The 18163-nt window shown below is 71.3% G+C and carries 13 protein-coding genes; 6 read left to right on the top strand and 7 right to left on the bottom strand.

The window, feature by feature from the left end; translation table 11 throughout:
- Position 1: 1 nt before the first annotated feature.
- Positions 2–847: a 2-oxo acid dehydrogenase subunit E2 gene (locus LXT21_RS10950; RefSeq protein ID WP_254038057.1), complete on the bottom strand. Its 846-nt coding sequence runs from the start codon at positions 845–847 to the stop codon at positions 2–4.
- A gap of 113 nt (positions 848–960) precedes the next feature.
- Between LXT21_RS10950 and LXT21_RS10945 the strand changes: the two genes are divergently transcribed.
- Both LXT21_RS10945 and yjjJ read left to right on the top strand, forming a co-directional pair.
- Positions 961–1890, top strand: a complete 930-nt coding sequence (locus LXT21_RS10945; protein WP_254038056.1) for a DUF1684 domain-containing protein — start codon at positions 961–963, stop codon at positions 1888–1890.
- Between the two features lie 194 nt (positions 1891–2084).
- Entirely contained in the window at positions 2085–3386 is a 1302-nt protein-coding gene (gene yjjJ / locus LXT21_RS10940; protein WP_254038055.1) for a type II toxin-antitoxin system HipA family toxin YjjJ, read from the top strand.
- A 14-nt stretch (positions 3387–3400) separates the two neighbouring features.
- Here the strand turns inward: yjjJ and LXT21_RS10935 are convergent, their stop codons facing one another.
- A complete protein-coding gene (locus LXT21_RS10935) occupies positions 3401–3979 on the bottom strand; it encodes a type 1 glutamine amidotransferase domain-containing protein (RefSeq protein ID WP_254038054.1) in 579 nt (192 codons plus the stop codon).
- Positions 3980–4190: 211 nt separating this feature from the next.
- Here LXT21_RS10935 and LXT21_RS10930 point away from each other — a divergent pair, with 211 nt between their 5' ends.
- Genes LXT21_RS10930 through LXT21_RS45165 form a run of 3 tightly spaced genes read left to right on the top strand, consistent with a single transcriptional unit; the run spans position 4191 to position 8128 of the window.
- Complete coding sequence (locus tag LXT21_RS10930; RefSeq protein WP_254038053.1) at positions 4191–5357, top strand: PQQ-dependent sugar dehydrogenase; 1167 nt, start codon at positions 4191–4193, stop codon at positions 5355–5357.
- Positions 5358–5405: 48 nt separating this feature from the next.
- Positions 5406–7001, top strand: a complete 1596-nt coding sequence (locus tag LXT21_RS10925; RefSeq protein WP_254038052.1) for a cation:proton antiporter — start codon at positions 5406–5408, stop codon at positions 6999–7001.
- Positions 6998–8128 carry an NAD-binding protein gene (locus LXT21_RS45165; protein ID WP_323394307.1) on the top strand — a complete coding sequence of 377 codons (1131 nt, stop codon included), beginning with the start codon at positions 6998–7000 and terminating at the stop codon, positions 8126–8128. The genes LXT21_RS10925 and LXT21_RS45165 overlap by 4 nt, the downstream gene beginning before the upstream one ends.
- Positions 8129–8353: 225 nt before the next feature.
- On the opposite strand, the gene LXT21_RS10910 is transcribed toward LXT21_RS45165, so the two are convergent.
- The 4 genes from LXT21_RS10910 to LXT21_RS10895 all read right to left on the bottom strand — a co-directional run bounded on the left by LXT21_RS10910 (position 8354) and on the right by LXT21_RS10895 (position 14204).
- On the bottom strand, positions 8354–9526 hold the full coding sequence (locus LXT21_RS10910; protein WP_254038051.1) for a tetratricopeptide repeat protein: 1173 nt from the start codon (positions 9524–9526) through the stop codon (positions 8354–8356).
- Between the two features lie 78 nt (positions 9527–9604).
- Positions 9605–11323: an aldehyde dehydrogenase family protein gene (locus LXT21_RS10905; RefSeq protein WP_254038050.1), complete on the bottom strand. Its 1719-nt coding sequence runs from the start codon at positions 11321–11323 to the stop codon at positions 9605–9607.
- An 88-nt stretch (positions 11324–11411) separates the two neighbouring features.
- Entirely contained in the window at positions 11412–13817 is a 2406-nt protein-coding gene (locus LXT21_RS10900; protein ID WP_254038049.1) for a M56 family metallopeptidase, read from the bottom strand.
- A 3-nt stretch (positions 13818–13820) separates the two neighbouring features.
- Positions 13821–14204 carry a BlaI/MecI/CopY family transcriptional regulator gene (locus LXT21_RS10895; protein WP_254038048.1) on the bottom strand — a complete coding sequence of 128 codons (384 nt, stop codon included), beginning with the start codon at positions 14202–14204 and terminating at the stop codon, positions 13821–13823.
- Positions 14205–14384: 180 nt separating this feature from the next.
- On the opposite strand from LXT21_RS10895, the gene LXT21_RS10890 reads away from it, so the two are divergent.
- Positions 14385–16703: a PAS domain-containing sensor histidine kinase gene (locus LXT21_RS10890; RefSeq protein WP_254038047.1), complete on the top strand. Its 2319-nt coding sequence runs from the start codon at positions 14385–14387 to the stop codon at positions 16701–16703.
- A 10-nt stretch (positions 16704–16713) separates the two neighbouring features.
- On the opposite strand, the gene LXT21_RS10885 is transcribed toward LXT21_RS10890, so the two are convergent.
- Complete coding sequence (locus LXT21_RS10885) at positions 16714–18117, bottom strand: hypothetical protein (protein ID WP_254038046.1); 1404 nt, start codon at positions 18115–18117, stop codon at positions 16714–16716.
- Positions 18118–18163: the final 46 nt, after the last annotated feature.

The following is an 18163-nucleotide window of genomic DNA, read 5'->3' as shown; positions in this document are numbered from 1 at the left end:
TCTACCCCACCCGCGTCCCGCTCGCAGCCCCCAGGGTCTCCTCGGGCGACTCCAGCACCTCCCCGACGTGACGGAGCACCCGCGCCACCACCTCCACGTCCAACGCGCGCGCATCCCACGTGCACGTCAGCGTCATCACCTTCCCCGGCACCAGCGCCCCCGCCTCCACCACCGGCTCGGTCCGCACGGAGCACGGCGCCAGCACCAACGGCACCCGCGTGTACGGCACCGTCGCCACATACCCCCGCTCCAACCCCAGCGTGCCCAGGCTCGTCACCACCACCGAGCCGAACGGGTCTCTCGGCATCCCCACCCAGCGCAGGTCCACGTTCAGCGTGAACCACACGAAGGACAACAGCCGCAGCGCCCACCCCATGAACATCCCTGGGATTCGATACGAGCGGCGCTTGCCCCGCTCGATGACCGCGTCCTCCCGCGAGCGCACCCGCCCCACCACGCCCTCCATCGCCCGAGCGAAGTCCGCGAGCGACAGCCTGTCCGCGTGGTGCACCGTGGCCGTCGTCAAGTCCACCCGCCCCGACGGCTCGGGCTGCACCACGAGCACGCACACGCCCACGTCGACGCGAAGAGACGGGCTGCCCCAGCGCATGAGCACATTGGCCTCGGGGTACAGCCGCAGCGCGTCCGCGGCGGCCTTGGCCACCAGGTGCGTCACGGTGAGCCGCTGCCCGGTCCGCTCGCGCCACGCCTCCAGGAACGCGAGCGCGCGCTCCATGCGCACTTCGAGTGCGGCATAGGACGTCGGGTCCCGAGGCGAACCCCAGGCCCCCAGGGCGAGCTTGCGGAAGGCACCCGGAGGCGGCGCCGGCTTCAGGTCGAGGTCCACGAAGAGCCCGGGCTTCGCATGGAGTCCAACGCTCCTGCAACCCCACCCTGCGCGGCGGAGGGCACCCTGTTAGACAGGTCGTCCGCAGCAAGCCCTTCACCGAGGCCCCCGACATGACGCCCATCGCCCTGGCCCTGTCCCTCGCCCTTCACGCCGCGCCGGCCCCCAAGGCCGCGCCCCCGAAACCCGCCGCCCCCGCCAAGAACGTGTCCGCCCCCACGACGCCCGAAGATGTCACCGCCGCCACCCGCACGTGGCACGAGCAGCGCCTCCAGCGACTCCAGTCCGAGGACGGCTGGCTGTCCCTCGTGGGCCTCTTCTGGCTGGAGGAGGGCGCGCAGACCGCCGGCTCCGCGCCGGAGAACACGCTGGACTTCCCGGCCGGCACGCCGCCGAAGCTCGGCACCTTCACGCGCAAGGGGAAGGAGGTCTCCTTCCAGCCCGAGAAGGGCGTGCAGTTCACGCGCAACGGCGAGCCCTTCACCGGCGGCGCGCTGAAGACCGACGAGCAGGGCTCACCGGATGTGCTGAAGCTCGGCAGCCTCAACTTCCACGTCATCCAGCGAGGCGACAAGGTGGGCGTGCGGGTGAAGGACTCGCAGTCGCCCGCGCGCACGGGGTTCCACGGCATCCCCACCTATCCGGCGAGCAACACGTGGCGCGTCACCGCGCGCTTCGAGCCCGCCGAGACGCCGCGCATGCTCCAGGTCCCCAACGTGCTGGGCACCACGGAGGAGATGAAGGCCCCGGGCACGCTCGTCTTCACGGTGGCGGGCAAGGAGTACCGCCTGACGCCCGTGGAGGACGGCTCCAACCAGCTCTTCGTCATCTTCGCGGACGAGACCAACCGCGATTCGACCTACGGCGCGGGCCGCTTCCTGTACGCGGACATGCCGAAGGACGGACAGGTGGTGCTCGACTTCAACCGCGCCTACAACCCGCCCTGCGCGTTCACCCGCTTCGCCACCTGCCCCCTGCCCCCGCGCGGCAACCGCCTGGCCCTGCGCGTGGAGGCCGGTGAGAAGCGCTACGGCGACCACTGAGCCACGGACGAAAATCGACGCATCTCACGGGCCGGTTCCGCCTCCAGGGCGGGCCGGCCCGTTGATTTTCCACCGTGATTCCAAACAGATAGAACCTACAGAGCACAGAAGCCGCGCCCTGTGTTCTGCTCACCAATCGAATCACCCTTCTGCTCACGGAGGCGGGCTTCGGGGGTGTACAGAGAGCACGGGCCATGGCCTCGGTGGAACAGCTTCTCGCGGTGCTCGGCAGTCGCGGCGATGCGCAGGCGAGCGAACTCGCCACGTGGCTCCAGGTCTCTCGTCCCACGGTGACGCGTCTGCTCGCGACCGCGGGAGACCTGCTGTGCCGCATGGGGAAGGACCCTGCGACACGCTATGCGCGGACACGCTCACTCCGTTCACTCGGCACGCGACTGAGCCTCCATCGCATCGATGAGTCAGGCACCGTTCATGGAGACGGCACGCTCTACCTGCTCGCGGGAGGCCGTCACTGGCTCGAACGCGGGGAGGGTGAATCCGAGCTGTTCGAGGGACTGCCCCCCTTCGCGGCGGACATGAGTCCCCAGGGCTACATCGGTCAGACCTTCTCCCTCCGATATCCCGAGTTCGCCCTGCCCCAGCGCGTGGCGGACTGGACGGATGATGACTGTCTGGTCGCGCTCGCGCTCCGCGGCGAGGACTGCATCGGGGAGTTCATCCTCGGCGATGAGGCACTCGACCGGTATCTCGCGACGCCCGATGCCCACTCCACTCCCGAGGATTATCCCCGGCTCGCTCGGGCCTCGGGGCAGGGACATCCCGGCTCCTCGGTGGGAGGCAAGCACCCCAAGTTCGCGACGCGCGTGAAGGGCCGACACGTCATCGTGAAGTTCGCGGGCAATGACGAGGGCGCGGCCGTGTCCCGATGGAAGGACCTCCTGGTCACCGAGCACCTCGCGCTCGAGGCCATCCGTGACGCCGGTCACGCGGCGGCGTCGACACGCTGGCTCGATGCGGAGGGTTATCGCTTCCTCGAAGTCGAACGCTTCGACCGCGTCGGCCTCCGCGGAAGACGCGGCCTGCTCTCACTCGGCGCCATCGACAATGAGTACCTCGGCGTGCGTGGCACCTGGACCCAAGCCACGCGGAAGCTGCACGAAGCCCGCTTCATCTCCGAGGAGGACGCACGCCAGGCCCGGTGGCTCGATGTCTTCGGCCAGCTCATCGGCAACACCGACCGACACTTCGGCAACCTCGCGTTCTTCACGGAAGGACCGAAGCGGTTCCGACTCGCGCCCGCGTACGACATGCTGCCCATGATGTTCGCGCCCGTGGGCACGAACCTCGTCGAGCGCGAGTACACACCGCAGCCCCCCAACGCGGCCACGCTGGACGTCTGGCCCGATGCGGCCCAACGAGCCCTCGCCTACTGGGAGCGACTCACCTTGGAGCCCGCGCTCAGCGAACCCTTCCGTGAGCGCTGCGCGACCTGTGCCGAGTCATTGCGAGCGTTCATACAGACACAACGCCCCTGAGCGCGGTCCGTGGCTCAGTGCATCGTCGAAGGCTGCTCCCACGCAGCCACGGGGACGAGCGGTGCGTCCAATCGCCGCGCGCTCCCCTGCTCCACCTGTCGCAGCAGCGCCTCGCTGAACGCCAGCAGGTCCCCCGGGTTGCGCGAGGTGATGACGTTGCCGTCCTCCACCACCTCCCGGTCCACCCAGTGCGCGCCCGCGTTGAGGAGGTCCGTCTTCAACGACGGCCACGAGGTGAGCGTCCGTCCCTCCGCGATGCCCGCCTCCACCAACAGCCACGGCGCATGACAGATGGCCGCCAGCGGCTTGTCCGCCCGGAAGAAGCCCCGCACGAAGCCCACCATGTCCACGTCCATGCGCAGGTGGTCCGGCGAATAGCCCCCGGGAATCACCAGCGCGTCGAACTCCCGCGAGGACACGTTCCGCACGGCCTTCTCCGGCGTGACCTCCAGCCCCTTCTTCCCCTTCACCGGCTCGCCCGCCTCGAGGCCGATGATGACCGCCTCGTGCCCCGCCTCCTTCACGCGGTCATAGGGCACACGAAACTCCGCGTCCTCGAAGTCGTCGGCCAGGATGAACGCGATGCGAGCCATAGAACGTCTCCTTGTTCCACACGGGTGGGTTGTCCCGTGCGCTCAAGGTGCCCACGCGCCTCACGGCCCAGAAGGAGAGCCCCCAGCCCCGGCCCGTCCGCCTGCCCGCCCTCCCCTCAGGGACCCTCTCACCCGATGAACCGTCCACCCCTCCGCACCCGAGCACCCTCACCGCTGGCGCGAACGCTCACCGCCGGACATTAATCGCCCCATGCGCGTCTCTCGCCTGCTTGCCCCGAGCCTCGTCGTGCTCGCCCTGTCGGCCTCCGCCTGCCGCAAGAGCCAGTCCCAGGGCACCGCCAACCCCCAGGACTGCGTGCGCGTCGCCGACGACTGGGGCCCGGACGGCACCGTCCCCGTCACCGTGGACGTCGTCGCCGAGGGACTTGAGGTCCCGTGGGGCATCGCCTGGCTGCCCGGCGGTGACGCGCTCGTCACCGAGCGCCCCGGCCGCATCCGCCTGCTCAAGGCCGGCGTCCTCCAACCCCAACCCGTCGCCACCGTGCGCATCACCCGCGCCGCGGAGGGCGGACTGCTCGGCATCGCCGCCCACCCGGACTTCGCCACGAACCGCCAGTTCTACGTCTACGTCACCACCGACGCCGGCGGACAGGACGAGAACCGCATCGAGCGGTGGACCCTCTCCGAGGACCACGCCACCGCCACCTTCGAGCGCGTCATCTTCGGCGGCATCCCCTCCGCCACGTACCACGACGGCGGACGCCTGCACTTCGGCCCGGACGGCATGCTCTACGCGGGCACCGGCGACGCCCGCTCACCGGACCGCTCCCAGGATGTGAATGATTCGGCCGGCAAGCTCCTGCGCCTCACCCCCGACGGCCAGGTCCCCCAGGACAATCCCTTCCCCAACTCGCCCGCCTTCCTCACGGGCATCCGTAACCTCCAGGGATGGGATTGGAAGGATGCCACCACGCTGTACGTCACCGACCACGGCCCGAGCGGCGAGACGATGCGCCGCGGACATGACGAGGTGAGCCTCGCGCGTCCCGGCAGCAACCTGGGCTGGCCCGGCATCTACTCATGCGAGGTGCACGAAGGCTGGGTGACGCCGTCGCTCACCTTCGCGGACGCCATGCCACCCGGCGGCGCCGCGCTCTACACCGGCACCGCCATCCCCGAGTGGTCTGGCTCCCTGTTGATAGGAACCTTGGGCTCAAAGCATCTGCACCGGGTGGAGTTCGAGCAGGGCAACCCCGCCCGGGTGGCCCGGCACGAGGTGTACCTGCGCGACACGTATGGCCGGCTGCGCGAGGTGAGCATGGGCCCGGACGGCCACCTGTACGTCACCACCAGCAACTGCGATGGCCGAGGCGACTGCGGGGCTCGCAAGGACCTCATCCTGCGCGTGCGGCGCTGACGCACGGGGGATTTACGGGCGCTCGCGCGTTCTGGAAGACTGCGCGCCGTGCACTTGGAGATGCCCCTCGTCATTGGATTGATGGTGGCAGCCATCGTCCTGGCCATCGCGGCCAAACGGGCGAACATGCCCTACAACGTGGCGCTCGTGGTGGGAGGGCTGCTCATCTCGGTGGGCAACCTGCTTCCCGGCGTACCGCCCCTCAACCCGGAGCTGGTGTTCCTCGTCTGTCTCCCGGCGCTGCTCTTCGAGGGAGGCATCACCGCGGACCTCAATGGCATCCGCGCCAATGCCTTGCCCATCCTCATCCTGTCCACGCTGGGCATGGTGCTGGCCATCGGCGCCACGGGCACGCTGTTGCACTACCTGGTGGACCTGGCCATCTGGCCCGCGCTGCTGCTGGGCGCGCTGCTCGCCGTGACGGACACCGTCTCCATCCTCTACGCGTTCCGCCGCGCGCCGGTGCCCTCGCGGCTGTCGGGCATCATCCAGGGTGAGAGCCTCTTCAACGACGGCACCGCGCTGGTGGCCTACGCGGCCATCGCCAGCGTGGTGGCGGGAGCGGCGGCGCCTTCCATCCCCATGCTCGCCGCGCGCGTGCTGCTCGCCTCGGCGGGGGGCGCGGTGGTGGGGCTGGCGGTGGGCATGCTCGGCGGCTTCGTCATCCGTCGCACCGAGGACCCGCTCGCCGAAATCATGGTGACGACGGCCGTGGCGCTCGCGTCGTTCGTGGTTGCGGAGCAGCTCCACCTGTCGGGCGCCATCGCCGCCGTGGTCGCGGGGCTCGCCGTGGGTGTCAGCCTGCGCAAGGAGGCGTCGCCGCAGAGCCAGGTGGCCATCCACTCCTTCTGGGAGTACGCCACCTTCGGGGTGAACACCTTCCTGTTCCTCGCGGTGGGGCTCACCACCAAGCCGGAGACGCTGCGCGACTACGTGCCGGAGACGCTCATCGCGGTGGGCTGCGTGCTCGCCGGGCGCGCGGTGGCCATCTACCTGCCCTTCCTGTTGCTCAAGCTCGCGCGGCCGGCGGAGGCGGTGCCGCCCCGGTGGCAGCACGTCTTCATCGTGGGGAACATCAAGGGCGCGCTGTCCATCGGGCTCGCGCTGGGCCTGCCGCCGACGACGCCGGGGCGCGAGAAGCTGGTGGCCATCGCGTTCGGCGTGACGCTGGTGTCGCTCCTGGGGCAGGGCATGGCGCTCACGCGCGCGTTGAAGTGGTTGGGGTTGTTCCAGCAGGACGAGGTGGCGCTGTCCATGTCCGAGCAGCGCGGCCGGCTCATCGCCAGTCGGGCGGCGCACCAGGAGCTGGCGACGCTGCACGAGCAGGGGTTGGTGCCCCGGGCCGCGTATGAGCACCTGCGCAGCGAGTACCAGGTGAGCATCGCCCGGGCGGAGCGGGAGCTGCGCCGGCTCAACGAGCATCACCTGGCGCAGGGAGCGAAGGACCTCATCGCCATGCGGCGGCGGCTCATCGACGCGGAGCGCACGGCGCTGCAGAACGCGCGCAGGAGCGGGCTCATCCCCGAGACGACGGCGGAGCACATGCTGGCGCAGCTGGATGAGCGCACGTTGAATCTGGAGAAGATGTTGCACGGCGCGCACGGCGAGGAGCCGACGGCGGAGCACGGGAGGAAGGCGTCGTGAAAATCATCATCGCGGGAGGGGGACGGGTGGGCAGCGTGCTGGCGGCGCGGCTGGTGGCCGAGCAGCACACGGTGACGGTCATCGAGCGGGACGCGGGCATCTGCGCGCGCCTCTTCGACGAGGTGGGCGTGGTGGCGGTGTGCGGGGACGCGACGAGCCCCCAGGTGCTGGAGGCGGCGGGAGTCTCCTCCGCGGACGTGGCGGCGGGCGTGCTGGCGAGAGATCCGGAGAACCTGGCGTTCGCCATGCTGGTGCGCAGCATGTCGCCGGCGCGGATCATGGTGCGCATGCTGGACACCAGCTATCGCGAGGCGTACCGGCTCGCGGGCGTGAAGGAGCTGGTGGCCGAGGCCGAGGTGGTGGTCGCGAAGATGACCACGGCCATCGACTTCCCGCAGGTGGCGGGCTCGCTGCCGCTGGGTGACGGCGACACGGTGTTGTTCGAGCTGGAGCTGCCGCTGCGCGCGCGCGTGGCGGGACAGACGGTGGCGCAGGTGCGAGGGATGGAGGGGTTCCCGCGCGAGTGCGTGTTCATCGGCATGGTGGACCCGCAGGGGCGGGCGACGCTGCCGGATGGGAGCACGGTGCTGCGCGCGGGGCACACCATCATCCTCGTGGCGCGACGAGCGCATCTGGCGGACGCGGTGACGTTCCTCACGGCGGAGCCGGTGGGCACCACGGGCGCGGCGGCGCTGGCGGCCACGCTGCGCAAGGTGGACTTCCTGGCGCCGTTGAACCCGGTGGAGTTGGAGACGGTGGCGCGCGGCGCGGAGCACCTCCAACGTCCGGCGGGCACGGAGCTGTTCCGCCAGGGTGACGCGGGCGAGAGCTTCTACGTGGTGCTCTCCGGAGAGGTGCAGCTCAAGGACACGGGTGGACAGGCCGTGGCCCTGGTGAAGCCCGGGGGCTTCTTCGGTGAGCTGGCGCTGCTCACGGGCGAGCCGCGCACGGCCACGGCGGTGACCGCGACGGCCTGTGAGCTGGCCGCGGTGGGCCGCGAGGACTTCCGCAGCGTGGTCATGGCCAATCCCGGCGTGGCGCTGGAGATGAGCCGCATCCTGGGCGAGCGATTGTCACGGGCCCAGGGCGGCAAGGCGCCCAGACGGTGGGGGCTCTTCGGACGGTAGCGACTGGCCCTCGAGCACGAGGCGATGGCGCTTCAATGGCGGCATCACACGGCTCGCGCCGCCGGGCGGCGCGGGCCCCTCGAAGCCCCACCCCTCATCCGGCGTTGAGCGTCTCCAGCGATGGCTCGGCCCGCTCGCGCACGAAAGCCCTCGCCTGACGCGAGCGCCTTCTGCCCTCGAGGACAGGAGCGGACGGGGCGCCGCGATGCCCGTCCCTCGGACGCATCAGCCGGCGTTGAGCGTCTTCAACAACCGCTCGGCCTGCTCGCGCACGACGCCTTCACCCAACGCGAGCGCCTTCTTCGCATGGTGGATGCACGCCTGCCGGTCCGTCAGGAACGTGGCCACCGCCATGTTCAGGTGCGTCGTCGCATCGTCCGGATGCGCCGCCAACGCCCGCTCCAGCAGGGGCTTCGCGACGGCGTGCTGGTCCTCCTGCATCAGCAGCAGCGCCAGGTCGTTCACGGGACCCAGCTCCGTGGGGACCAGCGCCACCGCCTCCTCCATCCGCCGACGCATCTCCGCGCGCTCACCCAACGCGCCATGCATCTGCGCCAGCGCCTGGAGCGTCTGCCAGCTCCGCGGCGCCAACCGCAGCGCCTCCTCGAAGAGCGCCTTCGCCTCCGGGAACTGCGCCGCGCTCATCATCGCGAGGCCGTGCATGTAGACATAATTGACGTGCGACGGGTCGAACTGACGCAGCTCCTGCGCGGTGCGCTTCGCCCCCTCGGGGCTGCCTCCGGACAGGTACAGCTTGAACAAATCCTCCAGCACCGCGCGCCGCAGCCCGCCCTGCGCCTTCTCCAGCGCCTGCGTCCCCGCCTGGATGCCCAGCCCCAGCGCCCCCTGCGCCGCGTGCGCCCGCGACAGCATCAACAGCGGCATCGCCTCCTGCGGCGCGTTCTCGGACGCCTTCTGGAAGTGCGTCACCGCCGCGCCCGCCTGCCCCTGCGCCATGCCGATGCGGCCCAGCTCGAAGTGCACGTGCGCGCTGCCCGGCGCCACCTGGAGCGCGGACTCGTACGCCGCCTTCGCGCCCTCCAAATCACCCCGGTCCAGCAGCAGCCCACCCAGGTTGAAGCGCTCGAAGTAGCCCGCGGTCGGCGCCGAGGCCAACGCCTTGAGCGCCTCCAACGCCTCCGCGTTCCCCGCCTGCGCCCGCAACATGGCCAGGTGCGCCTGGCCCTCCGCGTGGTCCGGCTTCACCTTCAACAGTCGCAGCGCCGCCGTCTCCGCGTCCGCCGCCGCGCCCGTGCTCAGGTACGTCCGGACGAGCCCCAGCAGACACTCCACGTCGTCCGGGTCGATGGCGAGCCCCTTCTGGAAACTCTTCACCGCCTCCTGCGGCTGCCCCACCTGGAGCAGCCGTCCGCCTTCCCGAGCATGCGTCGATGACATGCGCCGGGTTTATCACGGCGTCGCCGCCCCGACACCCCGAGGCCCCCCACCCTGCGCTGGGAGAGCGGGTCGTGACACTCAGCGACGCAGGGCCGCCGCCGCGATGCCCGGCACCTTGAACCACGAGGGCGACTTCTCGAACTGGACCAGCCGCTGTCCCAGCTCACCCACCCCACGGTGCCCCGGCACCCACGGCGGAGCAGGCAGGCTCGTCAGCGGCGCGCGGAGGACCGACTTCTCCACCCGCTCCAGCATCAACGTGTTGTGCACCCAGCCCAGCCCGCTCTGGATGTCTCGCGGCGCCGAGGACGGATGCCCACCCCAGGGCAATGACACCAGCGCATACGCCGCCGCGGGCCACGTGTTCACCGCCACCGTGCCGTAGCGCAGCTCGCGCACCGCCTTCTCCACCGCGCGCGAGACCTCCGCGTCCTTCAGCGAGCCCGGATGGACGATGAGCGTGGCGTTCAGCGTGCCCCACACCTTCTCGTTCAAGAACGCCACCGCGCGTGACAGGAACGCCACGGGGTCGTCCGAGCCCTCGAGCCCCGTCTCCGACAACACCGTGCACCAGGGCTCGTGTCGGAAGACGCGGTCCTCCGGCTGGAGCGGGTCCACGTCGGGAATCAACGCGAAGGGCAGCTCGCCCTCCGCCGCCCGCCCCACCTGGCGCAGGTGCGCGCGGCCTTGGGTGAATTGACGCCAGCGTTGGTCCGCGCCCGGGTAGTACGCGCGTCGCACGGACGCCCTGCCCAGGCTCGCCTCCACCGCGTCGACCACCCGCGAGCGCGCGCTCCACGACTTCGGCTGCACCAGCAGCTTCGCCGAGTTGCAGTTGAAGGACGCGTTGTTGGCCACCATGCCGGCGATGTTGTCCGCCTGGAAGCGCAGCTCACCGTCCGAGTACGGCCCCGGCACCACCACCACCGGGGAGATGTTGCCCAGCTCGCTGCTGAAGGGCTTCCTCAGGAGCGGCTCGTTGCGCGCCCGCCGCGCGTCCGACTCCAGCCCCGGGAGGCCCCACACCAGCGCATCATGGGTCTTATCGCTGCCGGTGATGTGGACCTCGTCCACGGCGGGATGCGACACCAGCGCCGCGCCCTCCTCCGCTCCGCCGTACACCACCGCGAAGACACCCCGGCGCACCAGCGGGGTGAACGCCTGCTCCAGGAAGGGCCCCAGGTAGGCGTTCACCGGGTTCATCTTGAGCACGCAGGCGGTGCCCTCGACGAACAGCTTGTAGAGACAATCCGCCGGAGGGATGGAGTTGACGTTGCCCGCACCCAACACCGCGCACAGCCGACCGCCGTGTGGCTCCCGGTAGAACGAGGCCTGGTGCTCGCGCAGGTTGGCGGCGGTGACGCCGGGCTGGAAGTGGACCTCGCCGTGGTTGCGCGGCAGCAACATCCCCTCCAGCGAATCCATGGGGAAGATGCGGGCCGCGAGCCGCCCGTCCTCGAGCGTGCGAAGCCGGGAGGCGGGGATGCGGGGGACACCGTGGTGCTGGATGTCCCGCAGCGAGGCGGCCAACAGGCGCAGGTTGCGCACCACCACCATCGGCCCCGCCAGCCACTCCTCACCGGCCAGCGGACTGTCGGGGTCGATGCCCTTCGCCTCGCACGCCGCGCGAACGCTCGGCTCCGCGATGGCGACATAGCCACGCCCCAGCTCCTCCAGCAGGGAGATTCGCTCCGGCAGCGTGAGCTTCACCCAGGAGAGCGAGCCCGACTTCACGCGCTGGATGGCGGACTCGAGCGCTCCGGCGGAGGTTTCTCGAGGGCTTGCGGCGAGACTCATCGGAGGGGCCTCCTGCGACAGGACGGGTGGCTCCTCACGGTAGAGGAGCTCTCATCCCCGCGTCACAGGTGCCCGCCGGCAACCGTCATCAGGTGGGCAGCGGCTGGCCCAGGCCCTTCCGCAGGGCCTCGTCGATGAGGGACTGGACCTTGCGCTCGGCCTCGCGTCGCAAGACCTCCGCCTTCTCGCTGACCTTCGCCTGTTCGCGACCGAGCGCTTCCTGACGCTCGCCGAGCTTCTCCTGCTCGCGGCCGAGCACCTCCTGCTCACGGCTCAACGCATCCTGCTGCTCGTCGAGCGCGTCGATCTGCTTGTCCAGCTCCTCCTCCTGCTTGTCGAGCTCCGCCTGGCGACGGTCCCGCTCGGCGTCGGGCAGGGCGTCCGCCCGGTTCGACTCGAAGCGCAGCCCGGCGCGCTTGTGGGCCAGCTCCGCGTGCCGCAGGCCGAGCTCGCTCTGCTTGATGCCCAGCGCCCCCTGCTTCATCCCGAGCGCGCCCTGCTCGCGGCCCAGCGCGCCCTGGCGCTCGCCCACCTTGCCCTGCGCCTCGCCCGCGGCCCGCACGTCGTTGAGCGCCTCGCGCACCGTCTTCAGCGTGGCCTCGTCGCGGATGATGAAGGTTTCGCCCTTGCGGCGGACGTAGAGCAGTTCACCGCCCTTCTTGTCCTTGAACATCTTGGCGAGCTGCAGGTCCACCATGCTGCCGTTCATCGTCGCGCTGTCGCCGGACAGCAGCACGTAGCCGGAGTCGTCATCGAGCGGCTCGGGAGCACGCGGCGGCTTCGGCGGGGTGGGCCCGCCCGCCATGGCCATCATCGGCGTCGGAGGCGCGGGCGGACGCGGCGCGCTCCCCATCATCGGCGTCGGAGGCGCCGGCGGCGTCGTGGACGTCACCGTCGTCCGCGTCGTCCTGGAGCTCGCGATGACCAGTCGACCCGAGACATAGGTGGAACCCGACGGCGCCTCGGGAGCGGCGGGGCTCGGCGGCGCCGCACGGTCGACGGAGAGCACGGGCGCCCCGGGGGCCGCGGGGCTCGGCGGCGCCGCGTGAGAGGCGGGGCTCGGCGAGGGCACGGGGGCCCCGGGCGCCGCGGGGCTCGGCGGCGTCGCGGGGACCGCATGGGCAGCGGCGCCAGGAGCAGGCGCCGGTGAGCGCGGAGCAGCGGGCGCGGCCGGCGTCGGCGCGGGCATCACCCCGGTGCGCGTCGTGCCCTGCTTGCGGGACGCCGAGGCGGGCGTCTGGGCGGAGGACGCCGAAGCGGGCGCTGCGGCGGGAGCCGGGGCCTTCGACGCGTCCTGTCCTTCCGGCCGGGCGACGACCTGGAAGGGCACCAGGGCCACCAGGCCCAGCACGGACAGCGTCACCTTCAACCAACGACGGGAGTGGGAGGAACCGATGTCGATGTGCTCCAGCATGCTCAACCTCCTGTGCAACGCGTGAACGTGGTCCGAGGCGCCGAGCGCCGCGGCGCTTCCATGGGGACGGGCGACACCGAAGGCGAGCAGCAGCTCGCCGTAATCCGCGGGCTCCGCGCCGGTGAGACGCAGCGCTTCCGCGTCACACGCCTCCTCGCGAGCCAGCGCGTACTCCTTCACCGCGCGACGCGCGAGCGGATGGAAGAACAGCAGCGCCTCCGCGAGCGCCGGCACCCAGCCGAGCCACAAGTCTCCGCGCCGCAGGTGCGCCACTTCATGCGCCAGCGCCATGCGCAGCCCCGCGAGCGGCAGCCGTCGCACCGCCCTCGTCGGCAGCACCACCACGGGCTCCAACAACCCCGTGGCCAGCGGGCTCGTCACCTGGTCCGACACGAGCAGCGCGGGCACGCGCCGCAGTCCCGCGCTGGCGGCCAGCTCGCGGACCTCCTCCTCCAGGTCCGGATGATTCAAGGGGCGCGCGTCCCGACGCAGCCGCGCCATCGTCACCCAGTTGCGAGCCTGTGCCCGCACCCGCCACGCCACCCCTCCGAGCCACGCCACGAGCACCGCCCACAGCAGGAGCTCCTTCCAGTGCGAAGCCAGCACCCGCATCCACGCCGCCGCCTCACCCCGAGGCGCGACCGAGGACACGACCGGCGCGGGCACCGCGGAGCCGAACCCCTCCGACGCGACCTCGCGCTTGTCCACGTGCACATCCCTCACGCCCACCCCGCGGTGCACCGGCCCCGCCACCTCCACGTCCACCCCGTGCATGACTCGCGGCGAGGGCTCGACCTCCTCCAGCGCGGCCACCGGCTCCGCCGACGCGCCTCCCAGGAACGAGAGCGACGCGGGCAACACCGGCAGCGCCAGCGGATGCGGCCCCACCAGCGACACCACGAACTTGAGCGCCACGAGCCACCACAGCCCCGCACGCACCGAGGCCGGCATCCGCGTCCACAGTCGCGTCAGCGCCCACACCAACCCCGCGCACAGCGCGCCCTGCCACGACGCGCGCCACAGACCTTCCGGCCATGACGACAGCCACGCGGCCACATCTCCGAGCCATTCCGTTCGCATGGGCTAGTCCTTCTTCTTCTTCGAGCGAAGCCGAGCCACCACGTCCTGGAGCTGCGCCAGCTCCGCGTCGGAGACATCCTCTGCCTCCGACAGATACGCGGCGAACGGCGACAGCGAGCCGGACAAGGTCCTATGCACGAAGTCGTCCACCACGCCCCGCAGCAGCTCCCCCTCCGGCACCGGCGAGGCGTACTGGAACACCCCCTCCACCTTGCGCCGCGTGAGGTACCCCTTCTGCCGCAGCCGCTCCATCACCGTCAGGATGGTGGAGCGCGCCAGGCCCTGCGCCTCACCGAAGCGCTCCGCCACCTCGCCCACCGTGGCCGGCCCATGCTCGGCCACGTACCGCAGCACCGACAGCTCCTGCTCACCCACCGGCTTCTTCATGGCCATCCCGTGACGACAACTGTAGTCACGAAGAAGGTACGCGTGACTACAAACGTAGTCAAGCGCGAGGCTCCAGGGGAGCGGCGCCCTTTCGCGGGCAAGGGACGCGTCCCATGTTTGCGACACAGCCCTCCCAGGTCCGGGACGGAGCAGGCGGCGTGGGGCATGGAGGTGGAGCGCGTGACGAAGGGCGACATGCGGCGAGGGCAGGCGGGCCCGGACGCCCAGGCCGCCTCGCGCCCCGTGGCGCCCCACGAGCGGCTGCTGGAGGTGGGGCGGGGCCTGCGCGCCGCGCTCGTGGTCGACGCGCAGGGCCGTGTCGTGTGGATGGACCGGGTGCTCGCGCTGGCGGCCGGTTGGGAGGACGGCGCAGAGCAGGGCCGCTCCTCAAGGGAAGCGCTCGCGCGCCTGCCCTGGCTCTTCACCGCGGTGCGGGCCGCGCTGTCGGGCGAGCAGGGGCTGGGTGAGGGCAGCGGCCAGGGACAGCGGCTCTGCGCCGTGGTGCTCCCCGTGTATGGAGACGACGGCTCGCTCGTGGGCGCGTGCGCGCGGCTCCAGCCGAAGCAGACCGCGCGCGCCGAGCCCCCGGCCCCGAGCGCGGAGCACGTGCGCGAGCACTACGAGCGCCTCATCGACAGCATCGACGGCATCGTCTGGGAGGCGGACGCGGAGTTCCGCTTCACCTTCGTCAGCCGTCAGGCGGAGCGGCTGCTGGGGCTCCACGCGCGGCGCTGGCTGAGCGAGCCCGACTTCTGGTCGCGCCACGTCCATCCGGAGGATTGGAGCCGGGTGATGGCCACCTGCCTGGACGCGCTCCGCCGGGGGCACACCCACGAGCTCGAGTTCCGCATGATGACCGACAGCGGCGCCAGCGTGTGGATGCGGACGCAGGTCACCGCCTCCGCGGTGGACGGTCAGCCGGTGAGGCTGCGCGGGCTGATGGTGGACGTCACCGAGCAGCGCCGCGCGCGCGAGCACGGGGAGCACACCCACTCCGTGCTGCGCGCGACGTTCGACTCCATCGCGGACGGCGTCATCGTGGTGGACGCGGACCAGCGCATCATCGCCTACAACAAGCGCTTCCAGGACATGTGGGGCCTGAGCGACGCGATGATGGACTCGCGCATCGCGGAGGCGGCCCTCCGTCACGCCGCGCCCCTGACGGTGGACCCGGCGACGTTCATCGCCCACGTCCAGGCGCAGTTCATCCCCTCCGCCGCCGTCAGCGTGAACGTCATCGAGATGAAGGACGGCCGCGTCCTGGAGAGCACGTCCCTGCCCCAGCGGATGGGGGACGCCATCATCGGCCGCGTGTGGAGCTACCGGGACGTGACGCAGGAGCGCCGCGCGAAGGTGGAGCGGGAGCGGCTGCTCGTCGCGGAGCAGAACGCGCGCGAGCGGACCGAGGAGTCCTTCGCGCTGCTCGACACCTTCCTGAACCACGCGCCCGTGGGGCTCGCGTTCGTCGGACGGGACTTGCGCTACCTGCGCATCAACACCGCGCTCGCCTCACTGCACGGCCACAGCCGAGAGTGGGAGCTGGGGCGGACGGTGTGGGAGGCCAACCCCCTCATGGCGCCGCACTTCGCGCCGCTGATGCTCCAGGTGATGGAGACGGGCCTCCCCATGAGCGACATGGAGATGTCCGGCAGAGTGCCCGCGACGCCGGAGGAGCTGCGCCACTGGCGCGTCAGCTACTACCCGGTGAGCACGCCCAGCGCGGGCATCGTCGGCCTGGGCGCCGTCGTCGTGGAGGTGACGCAGGAGCACCGCTCCCGACAGGAGCGCGAGCGGCTGCTCAAGGAGGCCCAGGAGGCCATCCGCGTCCGGGACGACTTCCTGTCCATCGCCGCCCACGAGCTGAAGACGCCGCTGACGCCGCTCAAGCTGCACCTGCAGATGATGAAGCAGCAGGCCACCCAGGGCCACGCGCCCAAGGCCCACCACGTGGACAAGGCGCTCTCCCAGGTGTCGCGCCTGTCGCTGCTCATCCATGACCTGCTGGACGCCACGCGAATCGAGGCGGGGCGGCTGGAGCTGCGCCGGGGCCCCGTGGAGCTCCAGGGGCTCACCGACGAGGTGCTCGCGGAGGCACGTCCGCTCACGGGGCAGCACACGCTGGAGCTCGTGGCCCCACCCGAGCCGCTCGTCGTCCTGGGGGACCGAGGCAGGCTCGCGCAGGTGCTGTCGAACCTGCTGGAGAACGCCTTCAAGTACAGCCCCACCGGAGGCTCCGTGCGGCTGAAGCTGGAGCGCGACGGGAGCATGGCCCACGTGTCCGTGAGGGACTCCGGCATCGGCATCCCCGAGGACCAGCGCGAGCACCTGTTCCAGCGCTTCTTCCGTGCCCGCAACGCGCCCATCTCCGGCTTCGGAGGCCTGGGCCTGGGGCTCTACATCTGCCGTGACATCGTCGAGCGCCACGGCGGCCACATCTGGGTGGACACCCGCGTGGGCCACGGCTCCACGTTCCACTTCACCCTGCCCCTGGCGCCCTGAGCCGCACCCCTCAGCGCTGGAAGTCCACGCCCACGCCCGCGCCCATCGTCACGCCGCGCACCAGCACGTTGTCCGCCTGGGGGAAGTGCACCGTGCCGCCGGAGCCCCAGGCGTACAGGTGGTTCATCAGGCGCTGACGCACCTCCGCGCTCACCGAGTAGCGCGGACGGTCTCCCAGCCCCGTCAGCACCGCGCGACCCAGCACGCGGGTGCGCCCGCCGGGCAGCTCGAAGCCCGCGGACACATCCAGGTCCGTGCGGCCGAAGCCGTAGTACTGCGCGGCCACGCTGCCGAGCAGCAGCGTGGTGTCCGCGCTGCCCTTGGCGATGGACGCCTCCAAATAGCCGGAGAAGCCTGTCGGCAGCTCCTCCTCCGCGATGGGCTGCTCCGCCAGGCCCGTGCCGGAGAAGCGCCCCAGCTCGTAGTCCGGGCCGAACATCCCGAAGCGGAAGCGCCCACCCTGCCGCCGCCCCTGCACCGTCACGCTCAGCTGCGTGCCGCTGGCCATCTGCCCCTCGAAGGCCACGCCCAACAGGCCGCCCACCGCGGGCGAGTGCGACTCGGCGAAGCGCGCGCCGCCGCCCAGCAGCGCCCACGCGCGCAGCCGCTCGCCCTTGTAGAGCGCGATGTCGCCGCCCAGCGAGGTGAGCGTCATGTTGGGGGACTCGCCGCCGGCCTTGCCCGCGTCGTGCGCGGCGGACAGGCGCAGCAGGTAGCGGTCGAAGCGGTTCGCGTCCTCGCTGGCGGCGCGGCCCAGGTCCAACATCACCTCCGCCGCGAAGATGCGCGCGGCGAGCACGTCGCTCGCCACGACCTCCGCGCGCACCGGCCCCTTCACCACCGTCAGCGCGCCGCCGGCCGGGTGGTAGTCGGGCGACAGCACGTTGCTGTAGCGGCCCATCAGGTAGCCCCGGCCCAGCGACTCCTCGACGAAGGGCTCCACGCGCAGGAAGAACGACTGGCCCTCCTGGCCGATGCGCAGCATGCGCACCACCTGCCCGATGTCGCTCAGCTCGTCCCAGTCCTCGCGGCGCAGGCGCGCGCCGTAGTCACCGTCCGCCTGCTTCGGCTCCTCGTCCACCATGCGCATCCGGAGGTTCGCCCCCAGCCGCAGCACGAAGGAGTCGCCCTTCGTCAGCCCCAGGGACGGGTACACGCGGATGAACAAATCCTGCCCGCCGCCGGGCGTACCGGACGGCAGGCTCAGTCCGCCCACCTCCAGCTGTCCACCGAAGCCGAAGCCGTCGCCGCCCTTGCGGCTGCCCGGGGGCGCGGGCTCGTCCAGGCGCGCCTTGGACACGGGCGTCTCCTGCCCGGAGGAGATGGAGCCCTCATCCGAGGGCCCCTCCTCGGAGATGGTGGAGCTCTGGTGGGTAACGAGGGCGAACAGGACGAGGAGGGGGGCGCCAGTCATCGTCCCCCGAGTCTACCCGGCCCCGCCCTCCCGCGAAGCGCTCGGC

Source organism: Myxococcus guangdongensis, from assembly GCF_024198255.1.
In the GTDB taxonomy this organism is placed as follows: Bacteria; Myxococcota; Myxococcia; order Myxococcales; family Myxococcaceae; genus Myxococcus; species Myxococcus guangdongensis.
This window is presented reverse-complemented; position numbering and strand designations above follow the sequence as displayed.

Coding starts and splice junctions, on each gene's coding strand:
- yjjJ (WP_254038055.1), top strand. CDS start 2,085: ATGGCCTCGGTGGAACAGCTTCTCGCGGTGCTCGGCAGTCGCGGCGAT.
- LXT21_RS10910 (WP_254038051.1), bottom strand. CDS start 9,526: ATGTCATCGACGCATGCTCGGGAAGGCGGACGGCTGCTCCAGGTGGGG.
- LXT21_RS10900 (WP_254038049.1), bottom strand. CDS start 13,817: ATGCGAACGGAATGGCTCGGAGATGTGGCCGCGTGGCTGTCGTCATGG.
- LXT21_RS10895 (WP_254038048.1), bottom strand. CDS start 14,204: ATGAAGAAGCCGGTGGGTGAGCAGGAGCTGTCGGTGCTGCGGTACGTG.
- LXT21_RS10930 (WP_254038053.1), top strand. CDS start 4,191: ATGCGCGTCTCTCGCCTGCTTGCCCCGAGCCTCGTCGTGCTCGCCCTG.
- LXT21_RS10885 (WP_254038046.1), bottom strand. CDS start 18,117: ATGACTGGCGCCCCCCTCCTCGTCCTGTTCGCCCTCGTTACCCACCAG.
- LXT21_RS10905 (WP_254038050.1), bottom strand. CDS start 11,323: ATGAGTCTCGCCGCAAGCCCTCGAGAAACCTCCGCCGGAGCGCTCGAG.
- LXT21_RS10945 (WP_254038056.1), top strand. CDS start 961: ATGACGCCCATCGCCCTGGCCCTGTCCCTCGCCCTTCACGCCGCGCCG.
- LXT21_RS10935 (WP_254038054.1), bottom strand. CDS start 3,979: ATGGCTCGCATCGCGTTCATCCTGGCCGACGACTTCGAGGACGCGGAG.